This window comes from Stenotrophomonas sp. CC22-02, assembly GCF_004365115.1.
In the GTDB taxonomy this organism is placed as follows: domain Bacteria; phylum Pseudomonadota; class Gammaproteobacteria; order Xanthomonadales; family Xanthomonadaceae; genus Stenotrophomonas; species Stenotrophomonas forensis.
The window spans coordinates 2387193-2410904 of sequence record NZ_SOCO01000001.1 but is presented as its reverse complement, the minus strand read 5'-3'; the positions used below and the strand labels follow the sequence as shown (position 1 = coordinate 2410904).

Sequence of the window (23712 nt, the reverse complement as noted above, 5' to 3'; positions counted from 1 at the left end):
CGCCGGGCCACGCCCGGCGGAACGCAACAACGACACGGAGGGTGTTCGATGTTTGCTGTGGTTCCAGATCCGATTCCCGCGCGCATGCGCGTGCTCAACCGCGCCGACGTGTGCGATGCCAATTTCCTCGATGCGGTACGTGGCTGGCGCGGTACACCACGCCAGCGGCCGGCGCCGGATGCACCGATCCTGCCTGGCAGCACGCTCACCGCCGCAGCGTTTGCCGACCTGTTCGACTCGCAGCTGGCCAGCCGCCAGCTGGACCTGATGGCACGCGTGCTGCGTGTGCAGAACAAGGTCTTCTACACCATCGGTTCGTCCGGCCATGAGGGCAACGCGCTGCTGGCACGCGCCACCCGGCATACCGATCCGGCGTTCCTGCACTATCGCTCGGGCGCCTTCATGGTCGAGCGTTCGCGGCAGGTGCAGGGCATCGATCCGTTGCGTGATGCCGCGCTGTCCTTCGCCGCCAGCGCCGATGATCCGGCCAGCGGCGGGCGCCACAAGGTGTGGGGCAGCAAGCCGTTGTGGGTGCTGCCGCAGACCTCGACGATCGCCTCGCACCTGCCCAAGGCGCTGGGGACCGCGCTGGCCATCGAGAGTGGCAAGCGGCTGGGGCAGCCGCTGCCGATCCCGGCCGACAGCATCGTGCTGTGCTCGTTCGGCGATGCCTCGGCCAACCATGCCACGGCGCAGACCGCGTTCAACACGGCGATGTGGTCGGCCTACCAGAAGCTGCCGGCACCGGTCCTGTTCGTCTGCGAGGACAACGGCCTGGGCATCTCGGTGAAGACGCCGGACGGCTGGATTGCCGAGCGCTTCAGCCGCCAGCCCGGGCTGGACTATTTCTTCGCCGATGGCCTGGATCTGGCGGTTGGCCACGCCCAGGTGCAGGCCGCAGTGGAGCACTGCCGGCGTACCCGGCGGCCGACCTTCCTGCACCTGCGCACCACGCGCCTGATGGGCCATGCCGGTACCGATTTTGAAGTGGAATGGCGCGCGTTGCCGGAGCTGTGCGCGGCCGAGGCACAGGACCCGTTGCTGCGCTCGGCGCAGATCGCGATGGAGTCGGGCTGGATGGATGCCGCCGCCATCGAGGTGGCATACGAGACGATGCGCGCGCGCTGCATGGCCGCCGCCGCCGAGGCCGAAAGCCGCCCGAAGCTGCAGTCGCTGCAGGACGTGATGGCGCCACTGGCGCCGTACACGCCGGCGGCGGTGCTGGCCGAAGCCCGGCGTGAGGTTGCCGACGAAGCGCGCGAGGCGCTGTACGGTGGTGCCGAGGCGCTGCCGGAGCGGCAGGCACCGCGGCATCTGGCGATCCAGATCAACCACGGCCTGCAGGAACTGCTGGCCAAGTACCCACAGAGCCTGCTGTTCGGCGAGGACGTGGCGCAGAAGGGCGGGGTGTATACGGTCAGCAAGGACCTGCTGCGCCGGTTCGGCCCCCGCCGTGTGTTCAACACCCTGCTGGACGAAACCATGATCCTGGGCATGGCCCAGGGCCTGGCCAACATGGGCATGCTGCCGATCCCGGAAATCCAGTACCTGGCCTATCTGCACAACGCCATCGACCAGGTGCGCGGCGAAGCCTGCTCGCTGCAGTTCTTCTCCAACGACCAGTTCCGCAACCCGATGCTGGTGCGGGTGGCCGGGCTGGGCTACCAGAAGGGCTTCGGCGGCCATTTCCACAACGACAACTCGATCACCGCGCTGCGCGACATCCCGGGCCTGGTGGTCGGCTGCGCGTCGCGTGGCGACGATGCGGTGATGATGCTGCGCACGCTGGCGGCGCTGGCGCGGGTGGATGGGCGGGTAGCCGTGTTCCTCGAGCCGATCGCGCTGTACATGAGCAAGGACCTGCATGAAGCGGGCGATGGCCAGTGGCTGTTCGACTACCCGCCGCAGGGCCAGGCGCTGGTGCCGGGCGAGGGCCGCGTCTACGCCGCCGACGCCGGGGACCTGGTGGTCTTCACCTATGGCAACGGCGTACCGATGGCGCTGCGTGCGGCGCGTGCGATCGAGCAGCAGCTGGGCTGGCAGGTGCGGGTGGTCGACCTGCGCTGGCTGGTGCCGCTGGATGCCGGCTTCATTGCCACACAGGCCGGCAGTGCCCGGCGGGTGCTGGTGCTGGACGAGGGGCGGCACAGTGGCGGGGTGGGCGAGGGCGTGGTCACCGCGCTGGTCGAGGCCGGCTTCGGCCACCTGCCGCTGCGCCGGGTCTGCGGTGCCGATACCTATACCCCGCTGGCGGGGGCAGCAATGTTCGGGCTTCCAGGCGACAATGCGGTGATTGGCGCCGCCCTTGAACTGGCGCAGGAACCCTGATGCATGTGTGGATTGGCGGGAATGTTGTTGCCGGCGGCCGTGGCGTCGGCCGAGGTGCTGCAGGCGCAGGTGCTGGCCATGGGCGAGGCGCTGCACCACCGCGGGCCGGATGATGGTGGCCGCTGGGTCGATGCCGGGGCCGGCATCGCGCTGGCGCACCGCCGCCTGAGCATTCTCGATCTGTCCCCGCTGGGCCACCAGCCGATGGCTTCGGCCGACGGTCGCTATGTGATGGCCTACAACGGCGAGGTCTACAACTTCGCTGCGCTGCGCGCCGAGCTGGAACCGCTGGGCCACACCTTCCGCGGCCACTCCGACACCGAAGTCCTGCTGGCAGCGATCCTGCAGTGGGGCATCGAAGACACCCTGCAGCGCTGCAACGGCATGTTCGCGATCGCCCTGTGGGACCGTCAGGAACAGTGCCTGTGGCTGGCCCGCGACCGGGTCGGCAAGAAGCCGCTGTACTACGGCTGGGCCGGCGACACGCTGGTGTTCGGTTCCGAACTGAAGGCGCTGTGGCAGCATCCGGCGTTCGACAACGACATCGACCGCGATGCGCTGACCCTGCTGCTGCGGCTGGACTACATTCCGGCGCCGCACAGCATCCACCAGCGCTGCTACAAGCTGATGCCGGGCCGCGTGCTGCGCCTGGATGCAGCGATCGTGGCGGCCGGTGCAGCCGCGCACCGCCCGGAGCAGGCGCAACGTCCTTTCTGGGATGCGCGGGCGCGCATGCAGGCGGCGTTGGCGGCGCCGTTCCAGGGCCGTATCGAAGAGGCCGAGGAACAGCTGGATGGCCTGCTTCGCGATGCGGTGGCGCTGCGCATGGTGGCCGACGTGCCGGTAGGCGTGTTCCTGTCCGGCGGTACCGATTCGTCGCTGGTGGCGGCGCTGATGCAGGCCCAGAGCGGGCAGCCGGTGCACAGCTTCAGCATCGGTTTCACCGGTTCGGGCCACGACGAGGCGCCGCTGGCCAGGGAGCTGGCGACGCACCTGGGCTGCGACCACACCGAGTTGTATGTCAGCGGTGCCGACGCGCTGGCGGTAGTGCCGCAGTTGCCGGCGATGTTCGACGAGCCCTTCGCCGATGCCTCGCAGGTGCCGACCGCGCTGGTCGCGCGCCTGGCCCGGCAGGGCGTAACGGTGGCGCTGTCCGGTGACGGCGGCGATGAACTGTTCTTTGGCTACACCCGTTATGTGCGCGCGCTGCGCAACTGGCAGATGCTGGGCCGCGTGCCGGGGCCGCTGCGGCGCTGGATGGGCGCGCGTTCGCAGCAGCAGGGCGAGGCCTCGCGTACCGGTGGCCTGGCCGCACTGCTGGCCGAGTCCGGTGCGCGCGGTATCGGCGATGTGTACCGCAACCGCATCTCGCGCTGGCGCGACCCGGCCGCAGCGGTACCGGGTGCGCAGGCGGCGGGCAGCTTCTACGACCTGGCCGACCCGCTGCACGGCGCTGGCACGCCGGCCGACGCGATGATGCTGGCCGATTACGTGACCTACCTGCCGGATGATCTGCTGTGCAAGGTTGACCGCACTTCGATGGCGGTCAGCCTGGAGGCGCGTGCGCCGTTGCTGGACTGGCGCGTGGCCGAGTTCGCCTGGTCGCTGCCGCTGGGCTTCAAGCGCAGCGAAACCACCAGCAAGGTGCTGCTCAAGCGTGTTCTTGGCCGCTACGTGCCGCAGTCGATGGTGCACCGGCCCAAGCGTGGCTTCGGTGCGCCGGTCAGCGATTGGCTGAAGGGTGACCTGCGGCCGTGGGCCGAAGACCTGCTGCAGCCGGCGCGCCTGGAGCGCGAGGGTGTGTTGTCGGCGGCGGCGGTGCAGCCGCTGTGGCAGCAGTTCCTCGGCGGGCAGCGCAAGTGGCATACCCACCTGTGGAACGTGCTGATGTTCCAGGCCTGGCAGGCGCATTGGCGGCAGGTGCGGGCGGGCGTGACCGGCCGCTGATCTTCACCGGCGCGCACGGGGCCGGCGACTAGGCTGGGCCTCCCGCACCGTGAGGAGTATGTCCCGATGTCCATCCCCACCATCGCCGTGTTCGTCGGCAGCCTGCGCAAGGACTCCTGCAACCGCAAGCTGGCCCATGCGCTGGAGAAGATCGCCGGCCAGCGTGCACGCTTCCAGTACGTGCAGATCGGCGACCTGCCGCTGTACGACCAGGACTTCGATGGAAACTACCCGCCGCAGGGCACGCGGCTGAAGGACCAGGTCCGCGCCGCCGACGCGGTGCTGTTCGTGACCCCGGAATACAACCGGTCGGTGCCGGGCGTGCTGAAGAACGCCATCGACATCGGCTCGCGACCGTATGGTGACAGTGCGTTTGCCGGCAAGCCGGCGGCGGTGATCGGCGCCTCCATCGGCCAGATCGGCACCGCCGTGGCCCAGCAGCACCTGCGCAACAGCCTGGCCTTCCTCGACATGCATGTGCTCGGCCAGCCCGAGGCGTTCATCCACTTCAAGGACGGCCTGATCGATGCCGACGGCACGATCCACAACGAGGGCACGCAGAAATTCCTGCAGGGCTACGTGGACCGGTTCCTGTCGCTGATCGCGGTGCACGTCAAGGGCGATTGACGCCAGCGGCCGACGCCCCCATCTGCGATAATGGCCTGCCCGGGTGCCGCAATGGCGCCCGTCGCAGGCAGCGCGACGCCCCCACGCCAGTCTGGCCAGGCACCGGCGGATATCCCCCGTTTCTCCACGGCTTATCCACAGGCTTGTCCATGGCCGCCGGGGTCGGCGCATGCCTACACTCGTCTGGTCCACTTTTGCAGGAAACACCGCAGCATGTCCGCCCGTTCCGGCTTCCGTTCCAACCGCAGAGAGCGCGGCGATGGTTTTGATCGTGATCGCGACGAGTCGCGCATCGATCAGCTGCGGGTACCGCCGCATTCGGTGGAGGCCGAGCAGGCGGTGCTGGGTGGCCTGATGCTGGCGCCCGAAGCGTATGACCGGGTCAATGACCAGCTGACCGAAGGCGATTTCTACCGCCGCGATCACCAGATGATCTACCGCGCGATCCGTGAGCTGTCCGAGCGCGAACGGCCGTTCGACGCGGTCACCCTGGGCGAGTGGTTCGAATCGCAGGGCAAGCTGGAGCTGGTGGGCGACGGCGCCTACCTGATCGAGCTGGCCAGCACCACGCCGTCGGCGGCCAACATCGTGGCCTACGCCGAGATCGTGCGTGACAAGGCGGTGCTGCGGCAGCTGATCCAGGTCGGTACCGACATCGTCAACGACGGTTTCCAGCCCGAGGGCCGTGACAGCAGCGAGCTGCTGGCTTCGGCGGAAAAGAGCGTGTTCGCCATCGCCGAGCAGGGCGCACGTGGCCGTACCGATTTCGTGGCGATGCCCGGCGCCCTGAAGGACGCGTTCGAGGAACTGCGCAACCGCTTCGAGAACGGCGGCAACATCACCGGCCTGCCGACCGGCTACAACGACTTCGATGCGATGACCGCCGGCCTGCAGCCGACCGACCTGATCATCCTCGCCGCGCGCCCGGCCATGGGCAAGACCACCTTCGCGCTGAACATCGCCGAGTACGCGGCGATCAAGTCGAAGAAGGGTGTGGCGGTGTTCTCGATGGAAATGTCGGCCTCGCAGCTGGCGATGCGCCTGATTTCCTCCAACGGCCGCATCAACGCGCAGCGCCTGCGTACCGGCCAGCTGGAAGACGAGGACTGGAGCCGCGTCACCAGTGCGATCAAGATGCTGAAGGAAACCAAGATCTTCATCGACGATACGCCGGGCGTGTCGCCGGAAGTGCTGCGCTCCAAGTGCCGCCGGCTCAAGCGCGAGCACGACCTGGGCCTGGTGGTGATCGACTACCTGCAGTTGATGAGCGTGCCCGGCAACAGCGAAAACCGCGCGACCGAAATCTCGGAAATCTCGCGTTCGCTGAAGGGCCTGGCCAAGGAACTGCACGTGCCGGTGATCGCGCTGTCCCAGCTCAACCGCTCGCTGGAAACGCGTACCGACAAGCGCCCGGTGATGGCCGATCTTCGCGAATCGGGCGCAATCGAGCAGGACGCGGACATGATCGTGTTCATCTACCGCGACGACTACTACAACAAGGAAAACTCGCCGGACAAGGGCCTGGCCGAGATCATCATCGGCAAGCACCGTGGTGGCCCGACCGGCTCGTGCAAGCTGAAGTTCTTCGGCGAGTACACGCGTTTCGACAACCTGGCCCACGACTCGGTCGGTTCGTTCGAATAACCGTAGTGCCGGCCGCTGGCCGGCAGTCACCCCACGGCCGGCAGACCATTCGAAACGCCAAACTTCCGTACGTGGCGTGTAAATGACATGTAACGCGCCGCTTCTACGATTCCGCCGCTGCTGCCCTTTCGACGCCGCCCTTCGGCGTCCAGCGTGCCCAAGGAATCCGCCCCCATGCCGTCCCACGCTCCGCTTCGCCGCAACCTGCTGGCCCTGCTGGTCTGTGCCTCGCTGCCGTCGCTGGCCGCTGCTGAAACCGCTCCCGCCACCGACGCGCAGTCGGCCACCACGCTCGATTCGATCTCGGTGATCGGCCGCGGCGAAGCCCGCCAGGTGCAGCGCGTGACCGCCGAGGACATGAAGGTGCTGCCGCCTGGCGCCAATCCGCTGAAGCTGCTCGCGACCAAGCCGGGCGTGCATTTCGAATCGGCCGATGCCACCGGCGCCTACGAATGGTCCACCACCATCAGCCTGCGCGGCTTCAACCAGAACCGCCTCGGCTACACCCTCGATGGCATTCCGCTGGGCAACATGGCCTATGGCAACAGCAACGGCCTGCACATCAGCCGCGCGGTGATCAGCGAGAACCTCGGCGGTGCCGAAGTCTCCACCGGTATCGGCGCGCTGGGTACGCCGTCCACCAGCAACCTCGGTGGCGTGTTCCAGTTCTATTCGATCGATCCGTCCACCGAGTTCGGCGTGGTGCTGGCGCAGGGCTTCGGCAGCGACAGTGCACGCCGCAGCTATGCGCGCCTGGAGACCGGCGAGCACCAGGGCTTCGCCGCCTACCTGTCCGGTGTGTACTCCGAGGGCGACAAGTGGAAGGGCAAGGGCTCGCAGGAGCTGAAACAGTTCAACAGCAAGGCGACCTACAACTTCGGTGCGGACAGCAAGATCACCGCGCTGTTCAATGTCTCGCGGCGCGTCGAAGCGGACTACCAGGACCTGTCGCTGGAGATGATCGATCGCCTCGGCTGGGACTGGGACAACTACGCGCCGGACTGGGATCGCGCGGTCGCCGCCGCACGTGGCAGATTCAGCGGTGGCGTCAACAGCCCCTGGGATGCGTATTACTCCGGTCATGGCCTGCGCAACGATGACCTGTCCAGCATCGCCGGCGATTTCGGCCTGAACGAATCGATGCGGTTGAAGGTCAACGTCTACAACCACAGCAACCGCGGCCAGGGCCACTGGTTCAGCCCGTCCAATCCGTCCAACCCGGGTACCAGCCGCGAGATCCCGATCTCGATCCGCACCACCGAATACGCGATCGACCGCACTGGCGTGACCTCGGCATTCACCTGGAATGTCGGCGGCCACGAACTCGAAGCCGGCCTCTGGTACGAGGACAACGGTCACAGCGTGCAGCGCAACTTCTACTACATCGATGGCCCGGTCACCGACGACTTCTTCCTGCGCAATCCGGACCAGCGCGTGTGGCACCAGCGCTACACCACCATCACCCGCCAGTTCTACGTGCAGGACCGCTTCCGCCTGTTCGATGACCGCCTGACCATCGACATCGGTGCGAAGTCGCCGCACACCCGCACCAGCGTGCGCACGCCGCTGGGCAGCTATGCCAACAACAGCAGCCTGACCGCGAAGAAGGGCTTCCTGCCGCAGGCCGGCTTCAACTTCAAGCTCAACGAAGGCAACGAGATCTTCGGTTCGTTCGCCAAGAACATCGCGGCCTATGCGCTGGGCGTGGGCAGCCCGTTCAACGTGCCGCAGGCGGCGTTCGATGCCAGCGCACAGAACCTGAAGCCGGAACAGTCGCGCACGCTGGAGCTGGGCTGGCGTGGCTACGGCCAGGGTTATGAAGCCTCGGTCGCGGTGTACGACGTCAAGTTCGACAACCGCCTGCTGGCGATCGCCCAATGCGTGGGCATCCTCGGCTGCCCGGCGCTGTTCTCGAACGTCGGTTCGGTGACCAGCCGTGGCGCCGAGGCGACCCTGCAGCTGAAGCCGATGCAGGACCTGGCCTGGTCCAACGCGCTGTCGTGGAATGACAGCACCTACGACAACGACTACGTGAACAACGGCGTGGTGCCGACCCGCGGCAAGAAGACCGTCGACACCCCGGAATGGATGTTCGCCAGCACCCTGGCGTGGACCCCGGGCCCGTGGGACATGCGCCTGTCGGCCAACCACGTCGGCAAGCGCTACGTGACCTACACCAACGATGTGTCGGTGCCGAGCTACTGGTTGGTCAATGCATCGGTGGCCTACGACTTCGGCACGCTGGGCCCGGCGCAGAACCTGACCGTGGCGCTGAACCTGACCAACCTGACCGACAAGCGCTACCTGTCGTCGATCAATACCAATGGCACCTATGCCGCCGACCCGACCCGCAGCCTGGCGACCATGCAGGTCGGTGCACCGCGCCAGGTGATGGCCACCGCAACCGTGCGCTTCTGATGCGCGGTCCTGTCGATCCGGAACGCCGTCGTCGTCTGCTGCGCATGGCGTGGCAGGGCACGGGGGCGGCGATCGCGCTGGCGGCGATGCCGGGGCTGGCCACGGCCGGTCCACGGCCGCGGCTGGGGCGTGATCCGTTCTCCCTTGGTGTCGCCGCCGGTGATCCGGATCCACAGGGCGCGGTGCTGTGGACGCGGTTGGCCCCGGACCCGCTCAATGGTGGCGGCATGCCACCGCGGGCGGTGCCGGTGCGCTGGTTCGTGGCTGAAGACCCGGGCATGCGCCGGCTGGTGCAGCGTGGCGTTGCTGCCGCGGTGCCGGAGCTGGCCCATTCGGTGCACGTGGAGGTCAACGGCCTGCGCCCGGGCCGCGACTATTACTATCGATTCGCCTGCGATGGCGATGAGGAAAGCGCGGTCGGCCACTTCCGTACCGCGCCGCTGCTGGACACGCAACTGCAGCAGCTGCGGCTGGCCCTGTGCACCTGCCAGGCCTGGAACAGTGGCTACTATCCGGTGCTGCGCGATATCGCACAGAGCGAGGTCGACCTGGTGCTGCATGCCGGTGACTACCTGTACGAATACAGCCCGCTGCAGAACGCACGCGGGCGCACGCTGGATGCCGAGCGCTTCAGCGGCGAGACGGTCAGCCTGGAGCGCTACCGTGACCAGTACGCGCTGTACAAGCTTGACCCCGACCTGCAGGCCGCGCATGCCGCACACGCGTTCGCGGTGATCTGGGACGACCATGAAGTGCAGAACGATTACTCCGGCATCCATCCGGAGAAGCCCGGCGTGTCGATCGAGGACTTCATCGTGCGTCGGGCGGCGGCCTACCGTGCGTTCTACGAGCACCTGCCGATGCGCAGCACGCCGTCGGGTAATGGTGGCCTGCGCGTGCACCGCCGCCTGCGCTATGGCGATCTGGCACAGCTGACCCTGCTCGACTGTAGGCAGTTCCGCCCGGCCAATCCCTGTGGCGTCGGTGAGTCACCACGCTGTGATGCTGCACTGGACCCGCGCATGAGCATGCTCGGTGCAGGCCAGGAGGCGTGGTTCGCGCAGGCGATGGCCGCCGCGCAGGGCACGCGCTGGAACGTGGTGGTGCAGCAGCTGCTGATGGCGCAGCTGCGGCTGGACGGCGGCACGTCGCGCGAGCGTTTCTGGAACGACGCCTGGGATGGCTATCCCGCCGCCCGCAAACGCTTGCTGCAGGCGCTGCAGGCCGGCGGGCAGGGCAACGCCATCGTGCTCGGTGGCGACTGGCATTCCACCTTCGTCAACGACCTGAAGCTGGATTTCGACACGGCCGATGCCGCGGTGGTGGCCACCGAGTTCATTGCCCCAGCGATCAGCAGTGGTGGCGACGACACGCCCTATGGCCCGTACTACGGTCCATCAATCCCGCAGAACCCGCATATCCGCTATTTCGATGGTGATCGCCGTGGCTGGTGGAAGCTGCAGCTGAACCGGCAGACCGTGGACGCCGAGCTGCGTTTCGCCGACAGCGTGCTGCGCCCGGACGCGGCGGTGCGTACAGCGGCGCGTTTCCAGGTGACCCATGGCCGCCCGGGCGCACTGCCGGTGTGAATCCAATCCTGACCGACGATGGTAGTGCCGGCCGCTGGCCGGCAACCCCATGAGCCACCGGTTTCATCGCCCCCAGCCCGGTTTCGTCGCAAACCGTTTGCGGGCAGCGAGGGCAGGGCGCCATGGTGTCCACAGGCGGCAGGGTGCCGCCCCAAGGAGACCGTGATGAAGACCCTGTTCGCGCTCGGTGTGTGGTGCCTGCTGTTCGTGCTGTGCTGGCCGCTGGCGATCCTCGCCTTGATCGCCTGGCCGTTCGTGTGGCTGCTGAGCCTGCCGTTCCGCCTGGTCGGCATCACCTTCTCGGCGCTGTTCGCGTTCCTGCGCGCGCTGTTCATGCTGCCGGCGCGCCTGCTCGGTGGCGGCCCGGTGGCCGCATGAGGGCCGTGTTGCTGGTCGTGCTGGCGCTGGTTGCGTTGCCAGCGCTTGCTACACCGGCCGTGCCGCCGTCGTCTGCCTGGCTCGAGCGCCAGCAGACCGCGGCTGCCGACGAAGCGGATGCCGCAGCGGCGGCGACACCGAAAGCCCGGGAGCGCTGCCGGGTGGTGAAGGAATGGAAGGCCGGCGATACGGTGGTGCAGCACAAGGTCTGCGACGACCCGCCGAAGAAGCCGGCTGGAAAGGCGTAGCGCCGGGCCCATGCTCGGCTCCACGTGACAAAGATCAACAAAAAACCCCGCCGAGGCGGGGTTCTTGGTTTGCAGGCGCGTGCCGACCAACGGCCGGCACTACCAGCGAACGATCAGTTCGCCTTGTGGATGGCGCGCTTGCTGACCGCCATCGCCGCGTCGTGGATCACTTCCGACAGCGACGGGTGGGCGTGGCAGATGCGGGCCAGGTCATCGGCCGAGCCGCTGAACTCCATGGTCAGCACGCCTTCGTGCACCAGCTCGGAGACGTTGGCGCCGACCAGGTGCATGCCGAGGATGCGGTCGGTCTCGGCGTGGGCCAGGATCTTCACGAAACCTGCCGGCTCGATCATCGCCACGGCACGGCCGTTGGCGGCGAACGGGAAGCTGCCGGCCTTGTACGGAATGCCTTCGGCCTTCAGCTGGGCTTCGGTCTTGCCGACCCAGGCCAGTTCCGGCTCGGTGTAGATGACCCACGGAATGGTGTCGAAGTTGACGTGGCCCGGCAGGCCGGCGATCAGCTCAGCCACCGCGATGCCTTCCTCGAAGCCCTTGTGCGCCAGCATCGGGCCGCGCACGCAGTCGCCGACCGCCCACACGCCGTTGACGCCGGTGTGGCAGTGCGCGTCGACTTCGATCTGGCCACGCTCGTTGATCTTGACGCCGGTGCCTTCGGCCAGCAGGCCCTTGGTGGCGGCGCGACGGCCAACGGCCACCAGCAGCTTGTCCACGGTCAGGGTCTTTTCGCCTTCGCTGTCGGTGTAGGTGACAACGACTTCCTTCTTCTTACCCTTGCCGGTGATCTCGGTCTTGGAGACCTTGGCACCGAGGCGGATGTCCAGGCCCTGCTTCTTGAATTCCTTGGCAGCGGTCTTGGCCACTTCGGCGTCGGCCACGGCCAGGAACTCCGGCAGTGCTTCCAGGATGGTGACTTCAGCGCCCAGGCGCTTCCACACGCTGCCCAGTTCCAGGCCGATCACGCCGGCGCCGATCACCGCCAGGCGGTTCGGCACTTCGGTGAAGTCCAGGCCGCCGACGTTGTCGACGATGGTCTCGCCGTCGAACTTGGCGAACGGCAGTTCGATCGAATCCGAACCGGCCGCGATGATCACGTTGGTGCCCTTCAGCTCGACGATGGAACCGTCATGCTGGGTGACCTTGACCACGTTGCCCGGCTGCAGTTCGCCGAAACCGTAGTAAGCGGCGACCTTGTTGGCCTTGAACAGCATGCCGATGCCACCGGTGAACTGCTTGACGATCTTGTCCTTGCGGCCAACCATCGCCTCGACGTCGATCTTGGCATCCTTGAAGCTGATGCCATGGTCGCCAAAGATGTGGCCCATGTTCCAGAACTGGCGCGAGGAATCCAGCAGCGCCTTGGACGGGATGCAGCCCACGCGCAGGCAGGTGCCGCCCAGGGCCGGCTTGCCGTCCTTGCCCAGCGCTGCGTCGATGCAGGCGGTCTTCAGGCCCAGCTGTGCCGCGCGGATGGCAGCGTGGTAACCGGCCGGGCCGGCACCGATGACGACGACGTCGAATTGTTCAGCCATTGAATTATTCCTTGATGCATTACCAGAACCCCTCCGCGCAGGCGCGGAGGGGCGGGAGGTTTCTTACAGGCCGAACAGCATGCGGCCCGGGTTTTCCAGCTGGTTCTTGATGTCCACCAGGAACTGCACCGAGTCCTTGCCATCGATGATGCGGTGGTCGTAGGACAGCGCCAGGTACATCATCGGCGCGATCACGACCTGGCCGTTCTGGGCGATCGGACGCTCCTTGATGGCGTGCATGCCCAGGATGGCGCTCTGCGGCGGGTTGATGATCGGGGTCGACAGCAGCGAACCGAAGGTGCCGCCGTTGGTCACGGTGAAGGTGCCGCCCTGCAGTTCTTCCAGGCTCAGCTTGCCGTCACGCGCCTTCTTGGCGTAGTCGGCGATGGTCTTCTCGATGTCGGCGAACGACATGCGCTCGACGTTGCGCAGGACCGGGGTGACCAGGCCCTTCTCGGTCGAGACGGCGATCGAGATGTCCGAGTAGCCGTGGTAGATGATGTCGTCGCCGTCGATCGAAGCGTTGACCAGCGGGAAGCGCTGCAGCGCGTTGGCAGCGGCCTTCACGAAGAAGCTCATGAAGCCCAGCTTGATGCCGTGGGCCTTGACGAACTCGTCCTGCAGTTCCTTGCGCGCCGCCGACACCTTGGACAGGTCGACTTCGTTGAAGGTGGTCAGCATGGCGGTCGAGTTCTTCGACTCCATCAGGCGCTCGGCGATGCGCTTGCGGATGCGGGTCATCGGCACGCGCTCTTCCGGACGTGCGCCACCGGCCTTGCCGGCGCCGCCGTTGCGGGCGAAGTTGACGATGTCTTCCTTGGTCACGGCGCCGCGGCGGCCGGTGCCGTCGACGTCGGCCGGGTTCACGCCTTCGGTGATGGCGGTGAAGCGGGCGCCCGGCGGCAGCGCGTCGGCGGCCGACTTGGCAGCCGGGGCCGGAGCGGCAGCAGCAGCCGGAGCCGCAGCGGCCGGCGCGGCCTCAGCCTTCTTCTCTTCAGCGGCCGGGGCCGGGGCAGCGGCCACGGCGCCTTCTTCGATGATCGCCACGACCTGGCTGGAGGTCACGGTGTCGCCTTCCTTGAACTTGATCTCCTTGAGCACGCCGTCGACCGGCGACGGCACTTCCAGGACGACCTTGTCGGTTTCCAGGTCAAGCAGGTTTTCGTCGCGCTTGACGGCGTCGCCCACCTTCTTGTGCCAGGTGGCGATGGTGCCGTCGGCGACGGATTCGGGCAGTACCGGGGCTTTGACTTCGGTGGCCATTGCGGGAGCTTCCTGGTTTGTCTTCTAAATAGGGGGAGGATTATTCAGCGAACGTGTCGTTGAACGGGTTGACCAGTGCGTCGGCGACCAGCTGCTGCTGTTCGCGGACGTGGTCAGCCATGTGACCGGCAGCCGGCGAAGCCGAACGTGCGCGACCGGCGTAGTGCAGGTTCTGGCCATCGGCCAGGCAGAACTGCAGGTGGTGGCGGATCTGGTACCACGCACCCTGGTTCTGCGGTTCTTCCTGCGTCCACACCACGTCGGTGGCCTTGCCGTACTTCTTCAGTTCGGCGGCCAGCAGCGCACGCGGGAACGGATACAGCTGCTCCACGCGGATGATCGCCACGTCGTCCTGGCCACGCTTGGTCTGGTCTTCCAGCAGGTCGTAGTAGACCTTGCCCGAGCACAGCACCACGCGCTTGACCTTCTTGGCATCAGCGTTGGCGTCGCCGATCAGGTGCTGGAACTCGCCGTTGGCCAGTTCGTCCAGGGTCGACACGGCCAGCTTGTGGCGCAGCAGCGACTTCGGCGACATCACCACCAGCGGCTTGCGGGTGGTCAGGTGCAGCTGGCGGCGCAGCATGTGGAAGGCCTGTGCCGGGGTCGACGGCACCACCACCAGCATGTTCTCCAGCGCGCACAGCTGCAGGAAGCGCTCCAGGCGCGCCGAGCTGTGTTCCGGGCCTTGCCCTTCGTAGCCATGCGGCAGCAGCAGGGTCAGGCCGGAAATACGGCCCCACTTGGCTTCACCGGCAGCGATGAACTGATCGATCACCACCTGGGCGCCGTTGGCGAAGTCGCCGAACTGGCCTTCCCAGATGCACAGCGTGTTCGGATCGGTGGTGGAGAAGCCGTACTCGTAGGCCATCACTGCTTCTTCGCTCAGCAGCGAATCGATGACGGTGGCCTTTTCCGGCGAATCCACCAGCTGCCGCAGCGGCATGTAGTAGTTGTCGGTCTTCTGGTCGTGCAGGATCGCGTGGCGGTGGGTGAACGTACCGCGGCCGACGTCCTGGCCGACCAGGCGCAGCGCATGGCCTTCGTCGAGCAGGGTGGCGTAGGCCAGGTTCTCGGCAAAGCCCCAGTCGCCCGGGATCTCGCCGGCGGCCATCTTGCGGCGGTCGTCGTAGACCTTGGCCACGCGCGAGTGCAGCTGCACTTCGTCCGGCACGGTGTTGATCAGCTTGGCCAGCTCGACCAGCTTGTTCTTCTCGACCTTGGTCGAGACCGGATCGGACAGCTTGCCTTCCAGCAGCTTCGGCCAATCGACGAACAGCGGGCTGCTCGGCGGGGTCTTCTCGACCTTGGCCAGCTCGGTGGTCACTTCACCGGCGTCCAGCTTCTCGCGGTAGGCATCGACCATCGCCTTGCCGGCGCCGGCGGCGATCACGCCCGCCTTTTCCAGCTGCTCGGCGTACATCTCGCGGGTGGTGGCGTGCTTGCGGATCACCTGGTACATCAGCGGCTGGGTGATCGCCGGCTCGTCGGCCTCGTTGTGGCCCCAACGGCGGTAGCACATCAGGTCGATGACCACGTCCTTGGCGAACGTCTGGCGGAACTCGAAGGCCAGCTGTGCGGCGAACACCACCGCTTCCGGATCATCGCCGTTCACGTGCAGCACCGGGGCGGCGATCATCTTCGCCACGTCGGTGGCGTAGCGCGTGGAGCGCGTATCCAGCGGGTTGGAGGTGGTGAAGCCGACCTGGTTGTTGACCACGATGTGCACGGTGCCGCCGACGGCGAAGCCGCGCGCCTGCGACATCTGGAACAGCTCCATGACCACGCCCTGGCCGGAGAAGGCCGCGTCGCCGTGGATCAGGATCGGCATCACCTGCTTGCGCGCGGTGTCCTTGCGGCGCTCCTGGCGCGAACGCACGGAGCCGGCCACGACCGGGTCGGCGATTTCCAGGTGCGACGGGTTGAACGCCAGCGCCAGGTGCACCGGGCCGCCGTCGGTGGCGACGTCGGCCGAGAAGCCCATGTGGTACTTCACGTCACCGGCCGAGGCGTGCTCGTCGTGCTCGAACTTGCCCTCGAACTCGTCGAACAGCTTGCGCGGGTTCTTGCCCAGGGTGTTGACCAGCACGTTCAGGCGGCCGCGGTGGGCCATGCCGATCACCACGTCCTTGACGCCATCCTTGCCGGCGCTGCGGATGATGGTGTCCATCATCGGGATCAGCGAGTCGCCGCCTTCCAGCGAGAAGCGCTTCTGGCCGACGTACTTGGTGTGCAGGTAGCGTTCCAGGCCCTCGGCGGCGGTCAGGCGCTCCAGGGTGCGGCGCTGGGTGTCAGCGTCCAGCTGGTAGTTGCCGCCGGCCGCTTCCAGCTTCTTGTAGATCCACTGGCGCTGCTCGACCTCGGAGATGTGCATGAACTCCGCACCGATCGAGCCGGTGTAGGTCGCCTTCAGGCGCGCCAGCAGGTCGCGCAGCTTCATGCGCGGCTGGCCACCGACGCCGCCGGTGCTGAACTCGCTGTTGAGGTCGCCATCGGACAGGCTGTGGAACGGCAGGCCCAGGTCCGGGGTGTTGACCGGCGTGGTCAGGCCCAGCGGGTCCAGGCGGGCGTCCAGATGGCCGCGCGAGCGGTAGGCGGTGATCAGACGACCGACATTGCGCTCACGCTCGTCGCCCGCACCGTTGCCGGTGCCGGCTTTCAGCGCATCCTTGGCCGCGTCCGCAATGTGGGAGATGACGGCCGAGTGCGGAATGTCACCTGCTTCGCGGCCCTTGAAGCCGTCGAAGTAGGTTTTCCATTTGGGATCGACACTATCCGGGGAGACCAGGTACTGCTCGTACAGGTCCTCGACATAGGAGGCGTTGCCGCCGGCGAGTTGCGAAGATTGCGCAAACTGCTTCAGTTGATTGTCCACGATGGAGGGTGTTGATTCGCTTTGTGGGGTATGGCTTCAGAAGGACCCGGCAGGAAGATGAATAGCCCTGCGCGGGCGCGTTCAAACAGCCAAATTGTACCCCCAACCGGACACGAAGGGGCGCCGCCCGAGGCATCGCAGGTCCACCGGTGCCGCTTCCAGACAGGTTGGGGCAGCCCGCTCCGCTCAGAGGCCGAGCGCGCGAAGTTCGCTGCAATCGCGCGAACGGTCCCAGACACGCTGCAATTGCTGCTCGAACGGCTGCGAACGTGCCGGTAGCGCGATGCCGGCCTCGCCGTCGAGGCGGTGGCCGATCAGACGAAAGTAGAAGTCGCCGGCATCGTTGAGCATGCACGCCGAAGCCAGCGCACGGTCGATCGGGTCGGAGACCTCGCGGATCTGGATCACGCTGGGCAGGCGTTGGGCCAGCGCCAGCAGGGGCGCTCCGGCCGAGGCGATCGCTGCCGCATCGTGCACGATCACCCGCAGCTGCTTGTCGTGGCGGGCGGTGACGAATCGGCGCAGGGCGGCCTGCACGGGCGGTGTGTCGAGCAGGCCCGGGTCCAGCTGGCGGCTGTGCAGCCACAGCTGGCGACGGGCGCGATGGACGATGGCGGTGGTGATGTCCACTGCTTCGGCGCGGCTGTCAATGGCGCTGGCCGCGCCCAGCCGGCGGCGCATCTGCTGGTGGCCGATGCCTGCTTCTTCAAACACATCGCCCTCGGGCAGGAAGCCCTGGCGGGCATAGAACGCCCGGGCTGGCAGCTGGGCGTGCAGGTGCAGTTCGGCCAGGCCGAGCCGGCGCCCGGCCTCGACCAGGGCCTGCAGCAGGGCCTCACCCACCCCGTGGCTGCGATGGCTGGCCAGCACCGCCATGCGACCGATTCGGCCGTCCGGTGCCAGTCGGCCGGTGCCGACCGGCCGGTCGTCAGCGTCCAGCGCCAGCACATGGGCGCTGACCGGGTCCAGCGCATCGCGTTCCAGCTCGGCGGCGATGCCCTGTTCCTGCACGAACACGCGCTGGCGCACGTCGTGGATGGCAACGTGGGCGTCGGCGTGGCTGACCTGCTGGACCCGGATCATCGCGAAGGGCTCAGGCGCGGCCGTCGTCGCTGTCGTCTTCGTCGTGATCCTCGAAGTTGACGATGACCTCGATGCCGTCGTCATGGACGGTCACGGTGTGGACATCGTCGGACACCGCGTCGTCGTCGATCGCATCCACGCGGTCACGGCCTTCGACCACCTCGCCCAGCACCGCGCTGTCCTCGCCGTCGTCCTCGTCTTCGGCGTCATACAGCTCGTTGGGGTCGATCAGCTGGAACACGCCACCGACCAGCAGCTGCTGGACCACGGCACGGCCCTTGTCGGACAGGCCGCGATAGGCGGCGGCGTCGAGCTGTTCGGCACCGGCCAGGCGCTGCGCGTCCTTCACCGGCAGCGCGAAGTCCTGGCCGCTGACGTAGAGGCTGGCACCGCGCTTGGCCCGGCGCCAGGCCAGGCGCGCCCACGGGTGGCGCTGCAGCAGCAGGCCCGAAGCCAGGGCCTGGACCACTTCCTCCGCTGCCGGTGCGGCCTGGTGGGCCATCACTTCGCCGGCGGCACGGTAGGTGGTGATGAAGCGGCCGAACCAGTCGCCCAGCTTGTCCGGGTCGTTCATGCGGATGGCGTTGAGCGCGGTGATCACCCGCGCCATCGCCACCGTGTCGATCTCGTTCGGGTCGGCCGGCACCTTCAGGTCGGCATCCTGGTAGCGGATGTTCTCGTCGGCATCGGCGATCAGCGTATCCAGGTAGTCGCTGATCAGCTCGGCCGAGGACGGCGCGCGCATGCCGAACGAGAAGGTCAGGCACGGGTCTTCAGCCACGCCGTGGTGCGGCACGTTCGGCGGCAGGTACAGCATGTCGCCCGGCGCCAGCACCCAGTCGTGGGTCGGCTTGAACACCTTCAGCAGCTTCAGTTCCACGTCCGGGCGGAAGCCCAGCGGCGGCTGCTTGCCCTTGATCGATTCGCTGGCGTCGATCTGCCAGCGGCGATGGCCATGGGCCTGCAGCAGGAACACGTCGTACTGGTCGACATGGGCGCCGACCGAGCCGCCGGTGGCGGCGAAGCTGATCATCACGTCATCCATGCGCCAGCGCGGCAGGAAGCTGAAATGCTCGATCAGCGCACGCACGTCCTTGTCCCACTTGTCCACGTCCTGCACCAGCAGGGTCCAGTCGTGGTCGGGCAGGGCGGGGAAGATGTCTTCCTGGAACGGGCCGGTGCGCACGCGCCAGCCATCCTGGGCCTTGTCATGTTCGATCAGGCGCGCCAGCACGCCTTCCTCGCAGGCCAGGCCCGCCAGGTCTTCCGGCTGCACCGGGGTCTGGAAATCCGGGAAGGCATTGCGGATCAGCAGCGGGCGCTTCTGCCAGAAGTCGCGCAGGAAGGTGGCCGGGGCCATGCCCAGCGGCTGGCCGGGGCGTGCGGTGACTTCGATGAGCGGGGCGGAGGACTTGCGGGCGGCCATGGGGGAATCCTTGCAGCGGAAAGCGGGAGGGGCGGCACGGCGGGCCGCCTGAGGTCTCCATTGTCCGCCGTTCGCCGGGATTGCGCACGTGCGCGGGTTTGTCGCGGGGGTTCCGGCCAACGGCGGAGCCCCTCGTGGCGGGGTGGTTCACAATCAAAAGCCGCGCGTGGCCGGGCGGGTGGGCCATGCAGGGGACGCTGCAAGTACGTCCCTGTAAGCTCGATGGCGCCATCCATGGCGCCAACGCCCCTGCATGGCCCACCCGCCCGGCCCCTGACAGTTTCCTGCGCGGCCCGCCACGGAATGGAAGAAGAAAAGCAAGGCAAAAGCGGGTCGCGCGCTGAGCTTGCTCATTCCAAAACAAAAGAGGGACGCGGCGAAGCCGCGTCCCTCTTTCAAATTCCGTCCCGACAACCCAATGCTCTTCGATCCGTCACCAGGAATCTGTCAGAGGTGGGGCGGGAGGGGCCAGCGGGACCGTTGGCGCCATGGATGGCGCCATCGAGCCCCCAGGGATGGGTTTACGGCGTGTCCCGCTGGCCCCTCCCGACCCGCCCAGCTGGCATCAATCCAGAGCCGCTTTTGAGGTTGCTGTTGCCGTTGCCGTTGCCTGCCGTAGGCAGCGCCCGCGGCCGCCGCCGCAAAGCAAACCCCTTAAATCTTCTTCGCCAGCGACTCAGCCAGACCGGTGTAGCTGCCCGGGGTCATCTCCAGCAGACGCTGCTTCGCATCCGCCGGCAGCTCCAGCCCCTGCACGAACGCCCGCATCGACTCGGCGGTGATGCCCTGGCCACGGGTCAGCGCCTTCAGCTGCTCGTACGGGTTCGGCAGGCCGTGGCGACGCATCACCGTCTGCACGGCCTCGGCCAGCACTTCCCAGGCCGCATCCAGATCGGCATCCAGGCGCTGCGGATTCACTTCCAGCTTGCCCAGGCCCTTGGCCAGCGAATCCAGTGCCACCTGGCTGTGGCCGAACGCGGTGCCCAGTGCACGCAGCACGGTGGAGTCGGTCAGGTCACGCTGCCAGCGGCTGATCGGCAGCTTCGCGCTGAAGTGCTCGAACAGCGCGTTGGCGATGCCGAAGTTGCCTTCGGCGTTCTCGAAATCGATCGGATTGACCTTGTGCGGCATCGTCGACGAGCCGACTTCGCCTTCCTTCAGGCGCTGCTTGAAGTAGCCCAGCGAGATGTAGCCCCAGATGTCGCGGGCCAGGTCGATCAGGATGATGTTGGCGCGGCGTGCGGCATCGCCGATCTCGGCGACGTTGTCGTGCGGCTCGATCTGCGTGGTGTACGGGTTGAACACCAGGCCCAGGCCGGTCACGAAGCGCTCGGCGAAGGCCGGCCAGTCGACGTCCGGGTAGCTGGCTACGTGCGCGTTGTAGTTGCCGACCGCGCCATTGATCTTGCCGGTCAGTTCAACCGCGGCAATCTGCCTGCGCTGGCGTTCCAGGCGGGCGACCACGTTGGCCAGCTCCTTGCCCAGGGTGGTCGGCGAGGCGGTCTGGCCATGGGTGCGCGACAGCATTGGCTGGCCGGCCTGGGCGTGGGCCAGGGTGCGCAGGGTGGCGGCGATGCCGTCCAGGGTCGGCAGCAGCACTTCGCGGCGGGCCTGTTCCAGCATCAGGCCGTAGCTGAGGTTGTTGATGTCTTCGCTGGTGCAGGCGAAATGCACGAATTCCAGCGCCGGAGCCAGCTCGGCGTCGTCCTTCAGCTGTTCCTTGATGAAGTACTCCACCGCCTTGACGTCATGGTTGGTGGTGCGCTCGATCTCCTTCACGCGCGCGGCCTGGGCCGGGCTGAAGTTGGCGGCCAGCGCGCGCAGGCGGGCGACGGCGGCGTCGGAGAACGGCGCCAGTTCGACAATGCCCGGTTCGGCGGCCAGGGCCAGCAGCCATTCCACCTCGACCACGATACGGGCCTTGATCAGGCCATATTCGGAGAAGATCGGGCGCAGGGCGTCGACCTTGCCGGCGTAACGGCCATCGAGCGGGGACAGGGCGAGCAGGGCGGAATCGGACATGTCGGCAGGGCGGGGACGAGCGGCGGGGGCCATATTCTACGACGTGCCGGTCAGGTAGTGCCGGGCGCTGGCCGGCGACCACGCCCGGCCAGCGATTCCATGCGCTGCCGGCCAGCGGCCGGCACTACCCTTGCGCGCGCGGAACGGCCGCGCAGACGGAACGATCTGGCCCGCCCTCGTCATCCCACGCTGCAGGCAAGGGAGTATCGTTGTCGCAGCCGCCAGCCCGGGAAGCGACACCCTGCCAGCCGCCGCTTCCCTTTCCCCAACTGAAGTAGTGCGGAGTTGATGCAATGAGCAAAGCTGCAAGCAAGGGTGCCACCCCGGGATTCCGGATCGAACATGACAGCATGGGCGAGCTGCAGGTGCCTGCCGATGCCCTGTGGGGTGCGCAGACCCAGCGTGCCGTACAGAACTTCCCGGTCTCGGGCCAGCGCATGCCGCGTGGTTTCATCCGCGCCCTGGGCCTGGTCAAGGGCGCTGCCGCCGGCGTCAACGCCGAGCTGGGCCACCTGCCCAAGACCGTGGCCAAGGCGATCCAGGTCGCGGCCGCCGAAGTGGCCGCCGGTGACTGGGACGCGCATTTCCCGATCGACGTCTACCAGACCGGTTCGGGCACGTCCTCGAACATGAATGCCAACGAGGTCATCGCCACCCTGGCCAACCGCGCCGGCAAGGCGGGCAAGACCACGGTGCACCCCAACGACCACGTCAACCAGGGGCAGAGCTCCAACGACGTGATCCCGACCGCGCTGCGCGTGTCGGCGGTGCTGGCGGCGCATGAACAGCTGCTGCCGGCGCTGGTGCACCTGCGCAAGACCCTGGACAAGAAGGGCCGCAGCCTGCGCAAGGTGGTCAAGACCGGCCGCACCCACCTGATGGATGCGATGCCGCTGACCTTCGAACAGGAGTTCGGCGCATGGTCGGCCCAGCTTGCCTCGGCGCAGGAACGCATCGAGGACAGCCTCAAGCGCGTGCGCCGCCTGCCGCTGGGCGGTACCGCGATCGGCACCGGCATCAATGCCGACCCACGCTTCGGCGCGCAGGTGGCCAAGGCACTGAAGCAGCAGACGTCCTTCAAGTTCGACAGCGCCGAGAACAAGTTCGAGGGCCTGGCCGCGCAGGACGATGCGGTTGAACTGTCCGGCCAGCTCAATGCGCTGGCGGTGGCGCTGATCAAGATCGCCAACGACCTGCGCTGGATGAACGCCGGTCCGCTGGCCGGGCTGGGCGAGATCGAACTGCCGGCGTTGCAGCCGGGCAGCTCGATCATGCCGGGCAAGGTCAATCCGGTGATTCCGGAAGCGACGGTGATGGCCTGCGCACAGGTGATCGGCCACCACACCGCGATCACCGTGGCCGGGCAGACCGGCAACTTCCAGCTCAATGTCACCCTGCCGTTGATCGCGGTGAACCTGCTCGATGGCATCGGCCTGCTGGCCAATGTGTCCACGCTGCTGGCCGACAGCGCCATTGCCGGCCTGAAGGTGCGCGAGGACCGCGTGGCCGAGGCGCTGGCGCGCAACCCGATCCTGGTCACCGCGTTGAACCCGATCATCGGCTACGAAAAGGCCGCGGCGATCGCCAAGCGGGCCTACAAGGAACAGCGCCCGGTGCTGGACGTGGCGCTGGAGGACAGCGGCCTGGACGAGGCCGAGCTGCGTCGCCTGCTGGACCCGACCGCGCTGACTGCCGGCGGCATCCAGGCCGGGGGCGGTGGCGCCGGCGGTTGATCGAACGGCGTGCGGACCAAGGTCTGCACCCACCACACGCAGGAACGCCGCCCTTGGGCGGCGTTTTTCTTCAGCGGCGGTCGGCGACGATGTTGCCGAAGGTGTCGGTGTAATCCTTGAATTCGGGGATGCGCTGGATCAGGTCTGCCGGAATCACCTCCATGCCCTCCGGCGGCTGGATCTTCACCGGCTGCATGTTCGGGTCGGCCGGTGCGGCGACCAGGGTGTTCTGGCGCAGCACCTGCAGCTTGCCGAACATGGTCTGCAGCATCTGCTTCTGCGCGTCGTCCAGCGGGATCTGGATCTCGTCCACCTTCATCGTGCCATCGCCGAGGATGATGATGTTCGGTGCCGGCGGGCGACGCACGGTGACCATGCCTTCGCTGACGGAAATCTTCGGCTTGCCGCGCTCGGCGCGGTGGTTGCGGTAATCCTTGTCACAGCCGACCAGGCCCAGGCAGAGCATGGCGGCCAGCATCAGGAACAACTTCTTCATGGCATTCGGTTCGGGGGCGTCCGGGGCCGCCATTGTAAGCCCGCCAGCGCAGCCCGGCCGACCGTGGAATGCCAGGGGCGGCCGGGTG

The 23712-nt window shown here is 67.2% G+C and carries 16 protein-coding genes; 9 read left to right on the top strand and 7 right to left on the bottom strand.

What is annotated here, in order from left to right:
- The first annotated feature begins 48 nt into the window (after window positions 1–48).
- The 8 genes from N440_RS11095 to N440_RS11060 all read left to right on the top strand — a co-directional run bounded on the left by N440_RS11095 (window position 49) and on the right by N440_RS11060 (window position 11179).
- Complete coding sequence (locus N440_RS11095) at window positions 49–2328, top strand: thiamine pyrophosphate-dependent enzyme (RefSeq protein WP_133935106.1); 2280 nt, start codon at window positions 49–51, stop codon at window positions 2326–2328.
- Window positions 2329–2331: 3 nt separating this feature from the next.
- Window positions 2332–4275, top strand: coding sequence for an asparagine synthase (glutamine-hydrolyzing) (gene asnB / locus N440_RS11090; RefSeq protein ID WP_133935105.1), 1944 nt, complete (start codon window positions 2332–2334; stop codon window positions 4273–4275).
- 66 nt (window positions 4276–4341) lie between these two features.
- On the top strand, window positions 4342–4902 hold the full coding sequence (locus N440_RS11085; protein WP_133935104.1) for an NAD(P)H-dependent oxidoreductase: 561 nt from the start codon (window positions 4342–4344) through the stop codon (window positions 4900–4902).
- Between the two features lie 213 nt (window positions 4903–5115).
- On the top strand, window positions 5116–6546 hold the full coding sequence (locus N440_RS11080; protein WP_005410278.1) for a replicative DNA helicase: 1431 nt from the start codon (window positions 5116–5118) through the stop codon (window positions 6544–6546).
- Between the two features lie 174 nt (window positions 6547–6720).
- A complete protein-coding gene (locus tag N440_RS11075; protein ID WP_133935103.1) occupies window positions 6721–8964 on the top strand; it encodes a TonB-dependent receptor in 2244 nt (747 codons plus the stop codon).
- Window positions 8964–10553 carry an alkaline phosphatase D family protein gene (locus N440_RS11070; RefSeq protein ID WP_133935102.1) on the top strand — a complete coding sequence of 530 codons (1590 nt, stop codon included), beginning with the start codon at window positions 8964–8966 and terminating at the stop codon, window positions 10551–10553. The genes N440_RS11075 and N440_RS11070 overlap by 1 nt, the downstream gene beginning before the upstream one ends.
- Window positions 10554–10718: 165 nt before the next feature.
- Window positions 10719–10931 carry a hypothetical protein gene (locus tag N440_RS11065; protein WP_005410275.1) on the top strand — a complete coding sequence of 71 codons (213 nt, stop codon included), beginning with the start codon at window positions 10719–10721 and terminating at the stop codon, window positions 10929–10931.
- Window positions 10928–11179: a hypothetical protein gene (locus N440_RS11060; protein WP_133935101.1), complete on the top strand. Its 252-nt coding sequence runs from the start codon at window positions 10928–10930 to the stop codon at window positions 11177–11179. Before N440_RS11065 ends, N440_RS11060 begins: the two co-directional genes overlap by 4 nt.
- 113 nt (window positions 11180–11292) lie before the next feature.
- Here the strand turns inward: N440_RS11060 and lpdA are convergent, their stop codons facing one another.
- The 6 genes from lpdA to purB form a co-directional block, all read right to left on the bottom strand.
- A complete protein-coding gene (lpdA, locus tag N440_RS11055; RefSeq protein ID WP_008264626.1) occupies window positions 11293–12729 on the bottom strand; it encodes a dihydrolipoyl dehydrogenase in 1437 nt (478 codons plus the stop codon).
- 63 nt (window positions 12730–12792) lie between these two features.
- Entirely contained in the window at window positions 12793–13992 is a 1200-nt protein-coding gene (gene sucB / locus N440_RS11050; protein WP_133935100.1) for a dihydrolipoyllysine-residue succinyltransferase, read from the bottom strand.
- A gap of 40 nt (window positions 13993–14032) precedes the next feature.
- Entirely contained in the window at window positions 14033–16864 is a 2832-nt protein-coding gene (locus N440_RS11045) for a 2-oxoglutarate dehydrogenase E1 component (protein ID WP_006453251.1), read from the bottom strand.
- A gap of 186 nt (window positions 16865–17050) precedes the next feature.
- The gene (locus tag N440_RS11040) at window positions 17051–17947 is read right to left on the bottom strand and encodes a GNAT family N-acetyltransferase (protein ID WP_133935099.1); all 897 of its coding nucleotides are present in this window, start codon (window positions 17945–17947) and stop codon (window positions 17051–17053) included.
- A gap of 10 nt (window positions 17948–17957) precedes the next feature.
- Window positions 17958–19373, bottom strand: coding sequence for a cupin domain-containing protein (locus N440_RS11035; RefSeq protein WP_133935098.1), 1416 nt, complete (start codon window positions 19371–19373; stop codon window positions 17958–17960).
- A gap of 654 nt (window positions 19374–20027) precedes the next feature.
- Window positions 20028–21395, bottom strand: coding sequence for an adenylosuccinate lyase (purB, locus tag N440_RS11030; protein ID WP_008265897.1), 1368 nt, complete (start codon window positions 21393–21395; stop codon window positions 20028–20030).
- A gap of 293 nt (window positions 21396–21688) precedes the next feature.
- Between purB and N440_RS11025 the strand changes: the two genes are divergently transcribed.
- Complete coding sequence (locus N440_RS11025; protein WP_049458775.1) at window positions 21689–23128, top strand: class II fumarate hydratase; 1440 nt, start codon at window positions 21689–21691, stop codon at window positions 23126–23128.
- A gap of 70 nt (window positions 23129–23198) precedes the next feature.
- Here N440_RS11025 and N440_RS11020 read toward each other — a convergent pair whose 3' ends face one another.
- Window positions 23199–23624: a hypothetical protein gene (locus tag N440_RS11020; protein WP_133935097.1), complete on the bottom strand. Its 426-nt coding sequence runs from the start codon at window positions 23622–23624 to the stop codon at window positions 23199–23201.
- Window positions 23625–23712 lie beyond the last annotated feature (88 nt).

Coding starts and splice junctions, on each gene's coding strand:
- N440_RS11095 (WP_133935106.1), top strand. CDS start 49: ATGTTTGCTGTGGTTCCAGATCCGATTCCCGCGCGCATGCGCGTGCTC.
- asnB (WP_133935105.1), top strand. CDS start 2,332: ATGTGTGGATTGGCGGGAATGTTGTTGCCGGCGGCCGTGGCGTCGGCC.
- N440_RS11085 (WP_133935104.1), top strand. CDS start 4,342: ATGTCCATCCCCACCATCGCCGTGTTCGTCGGCAGCCTGCGCAAGGAC.
- N440_RS11080 (WP_005410278.1), top strand. CDS start 5,116: ATGTCCGCCCGTTCCGGCTTCCGTTCCAACCGCAGAGAGCGCGGCGAT.
- N440_RS11075 (WP_133935103.1), top strand. CDS start 6,721: ATGCCGTCCCACGCTCCGCTTCGCCGCAACCTGCTGGCCCTGCTGGTC.
- N440_RS11070 (WP_133935102.1), top strand. CDS start 8,964: ATGCGCGGTCCTGTCGATCCGGAACGCCGTCGTCGTCTGCTGCGCATG.
- N440_RS11065 (WP_005410275.1), top strand. CDS start 10,719: ATGAAGACCCTGTTCGCGCTCGGTGTGTGGTGCCTGCTGTTCGTGCTG.
- N440_RS11060 (WP_133935101.1), top strand. CDS start 10,928: ATGAGGGCCGTGTTGCTGGTCGTGCTGGCGCTGGTTGCGTTGCCAGCG.
- lpdA (WP_008264626.1), bottom strand. CDS start 12,729: ATGGCTGAACAATTCGACGTCGTCGTCATCGGTGCCGGCCCGGCCGGT.
- sucB (WP_133935100.1), bottom strand. CDS start 13,992: ATGGCCACCGAAGTCAAAGCCCCGGTACTGCCCGAATCCGTCGCCGAC.
- N440_RS11040 (WP_133935099.1), bottom strand. CDS start 17,947: ATGATCCGGGTCCAGCAGGTCAGCCACGCCGACGCCCACGTTGCCATC.
- N440_RS11035 (WP_133935098.1), bottom strand. CDS start 19,373: ATGGCCGCCCGCAAGTCCTCCGCCCCGCTCATCGAAGTCACCGCACGC.
- purB (WP_008265897.1), bottom strand. CDS start 21,395: ATGTCCGATTCCGCCCTGCTCGCCCTGTCCCCGCTCGATGGCCGTTAC.
- N440_RS11025 (WP_049458775.1), top strand. CDS start 21,689: ATGAGCAAAGCTGCAAGCAAGGGTGCCACCCCGGGATTCCGGATCGAA.
- N440_RS11020 (WP_133935097.1), bottom strand. CDS start 23,624: ATGAAGAAGTTGTTCCTGATGCTGGCCGCCATGCTCTGCCTGGGCCTG.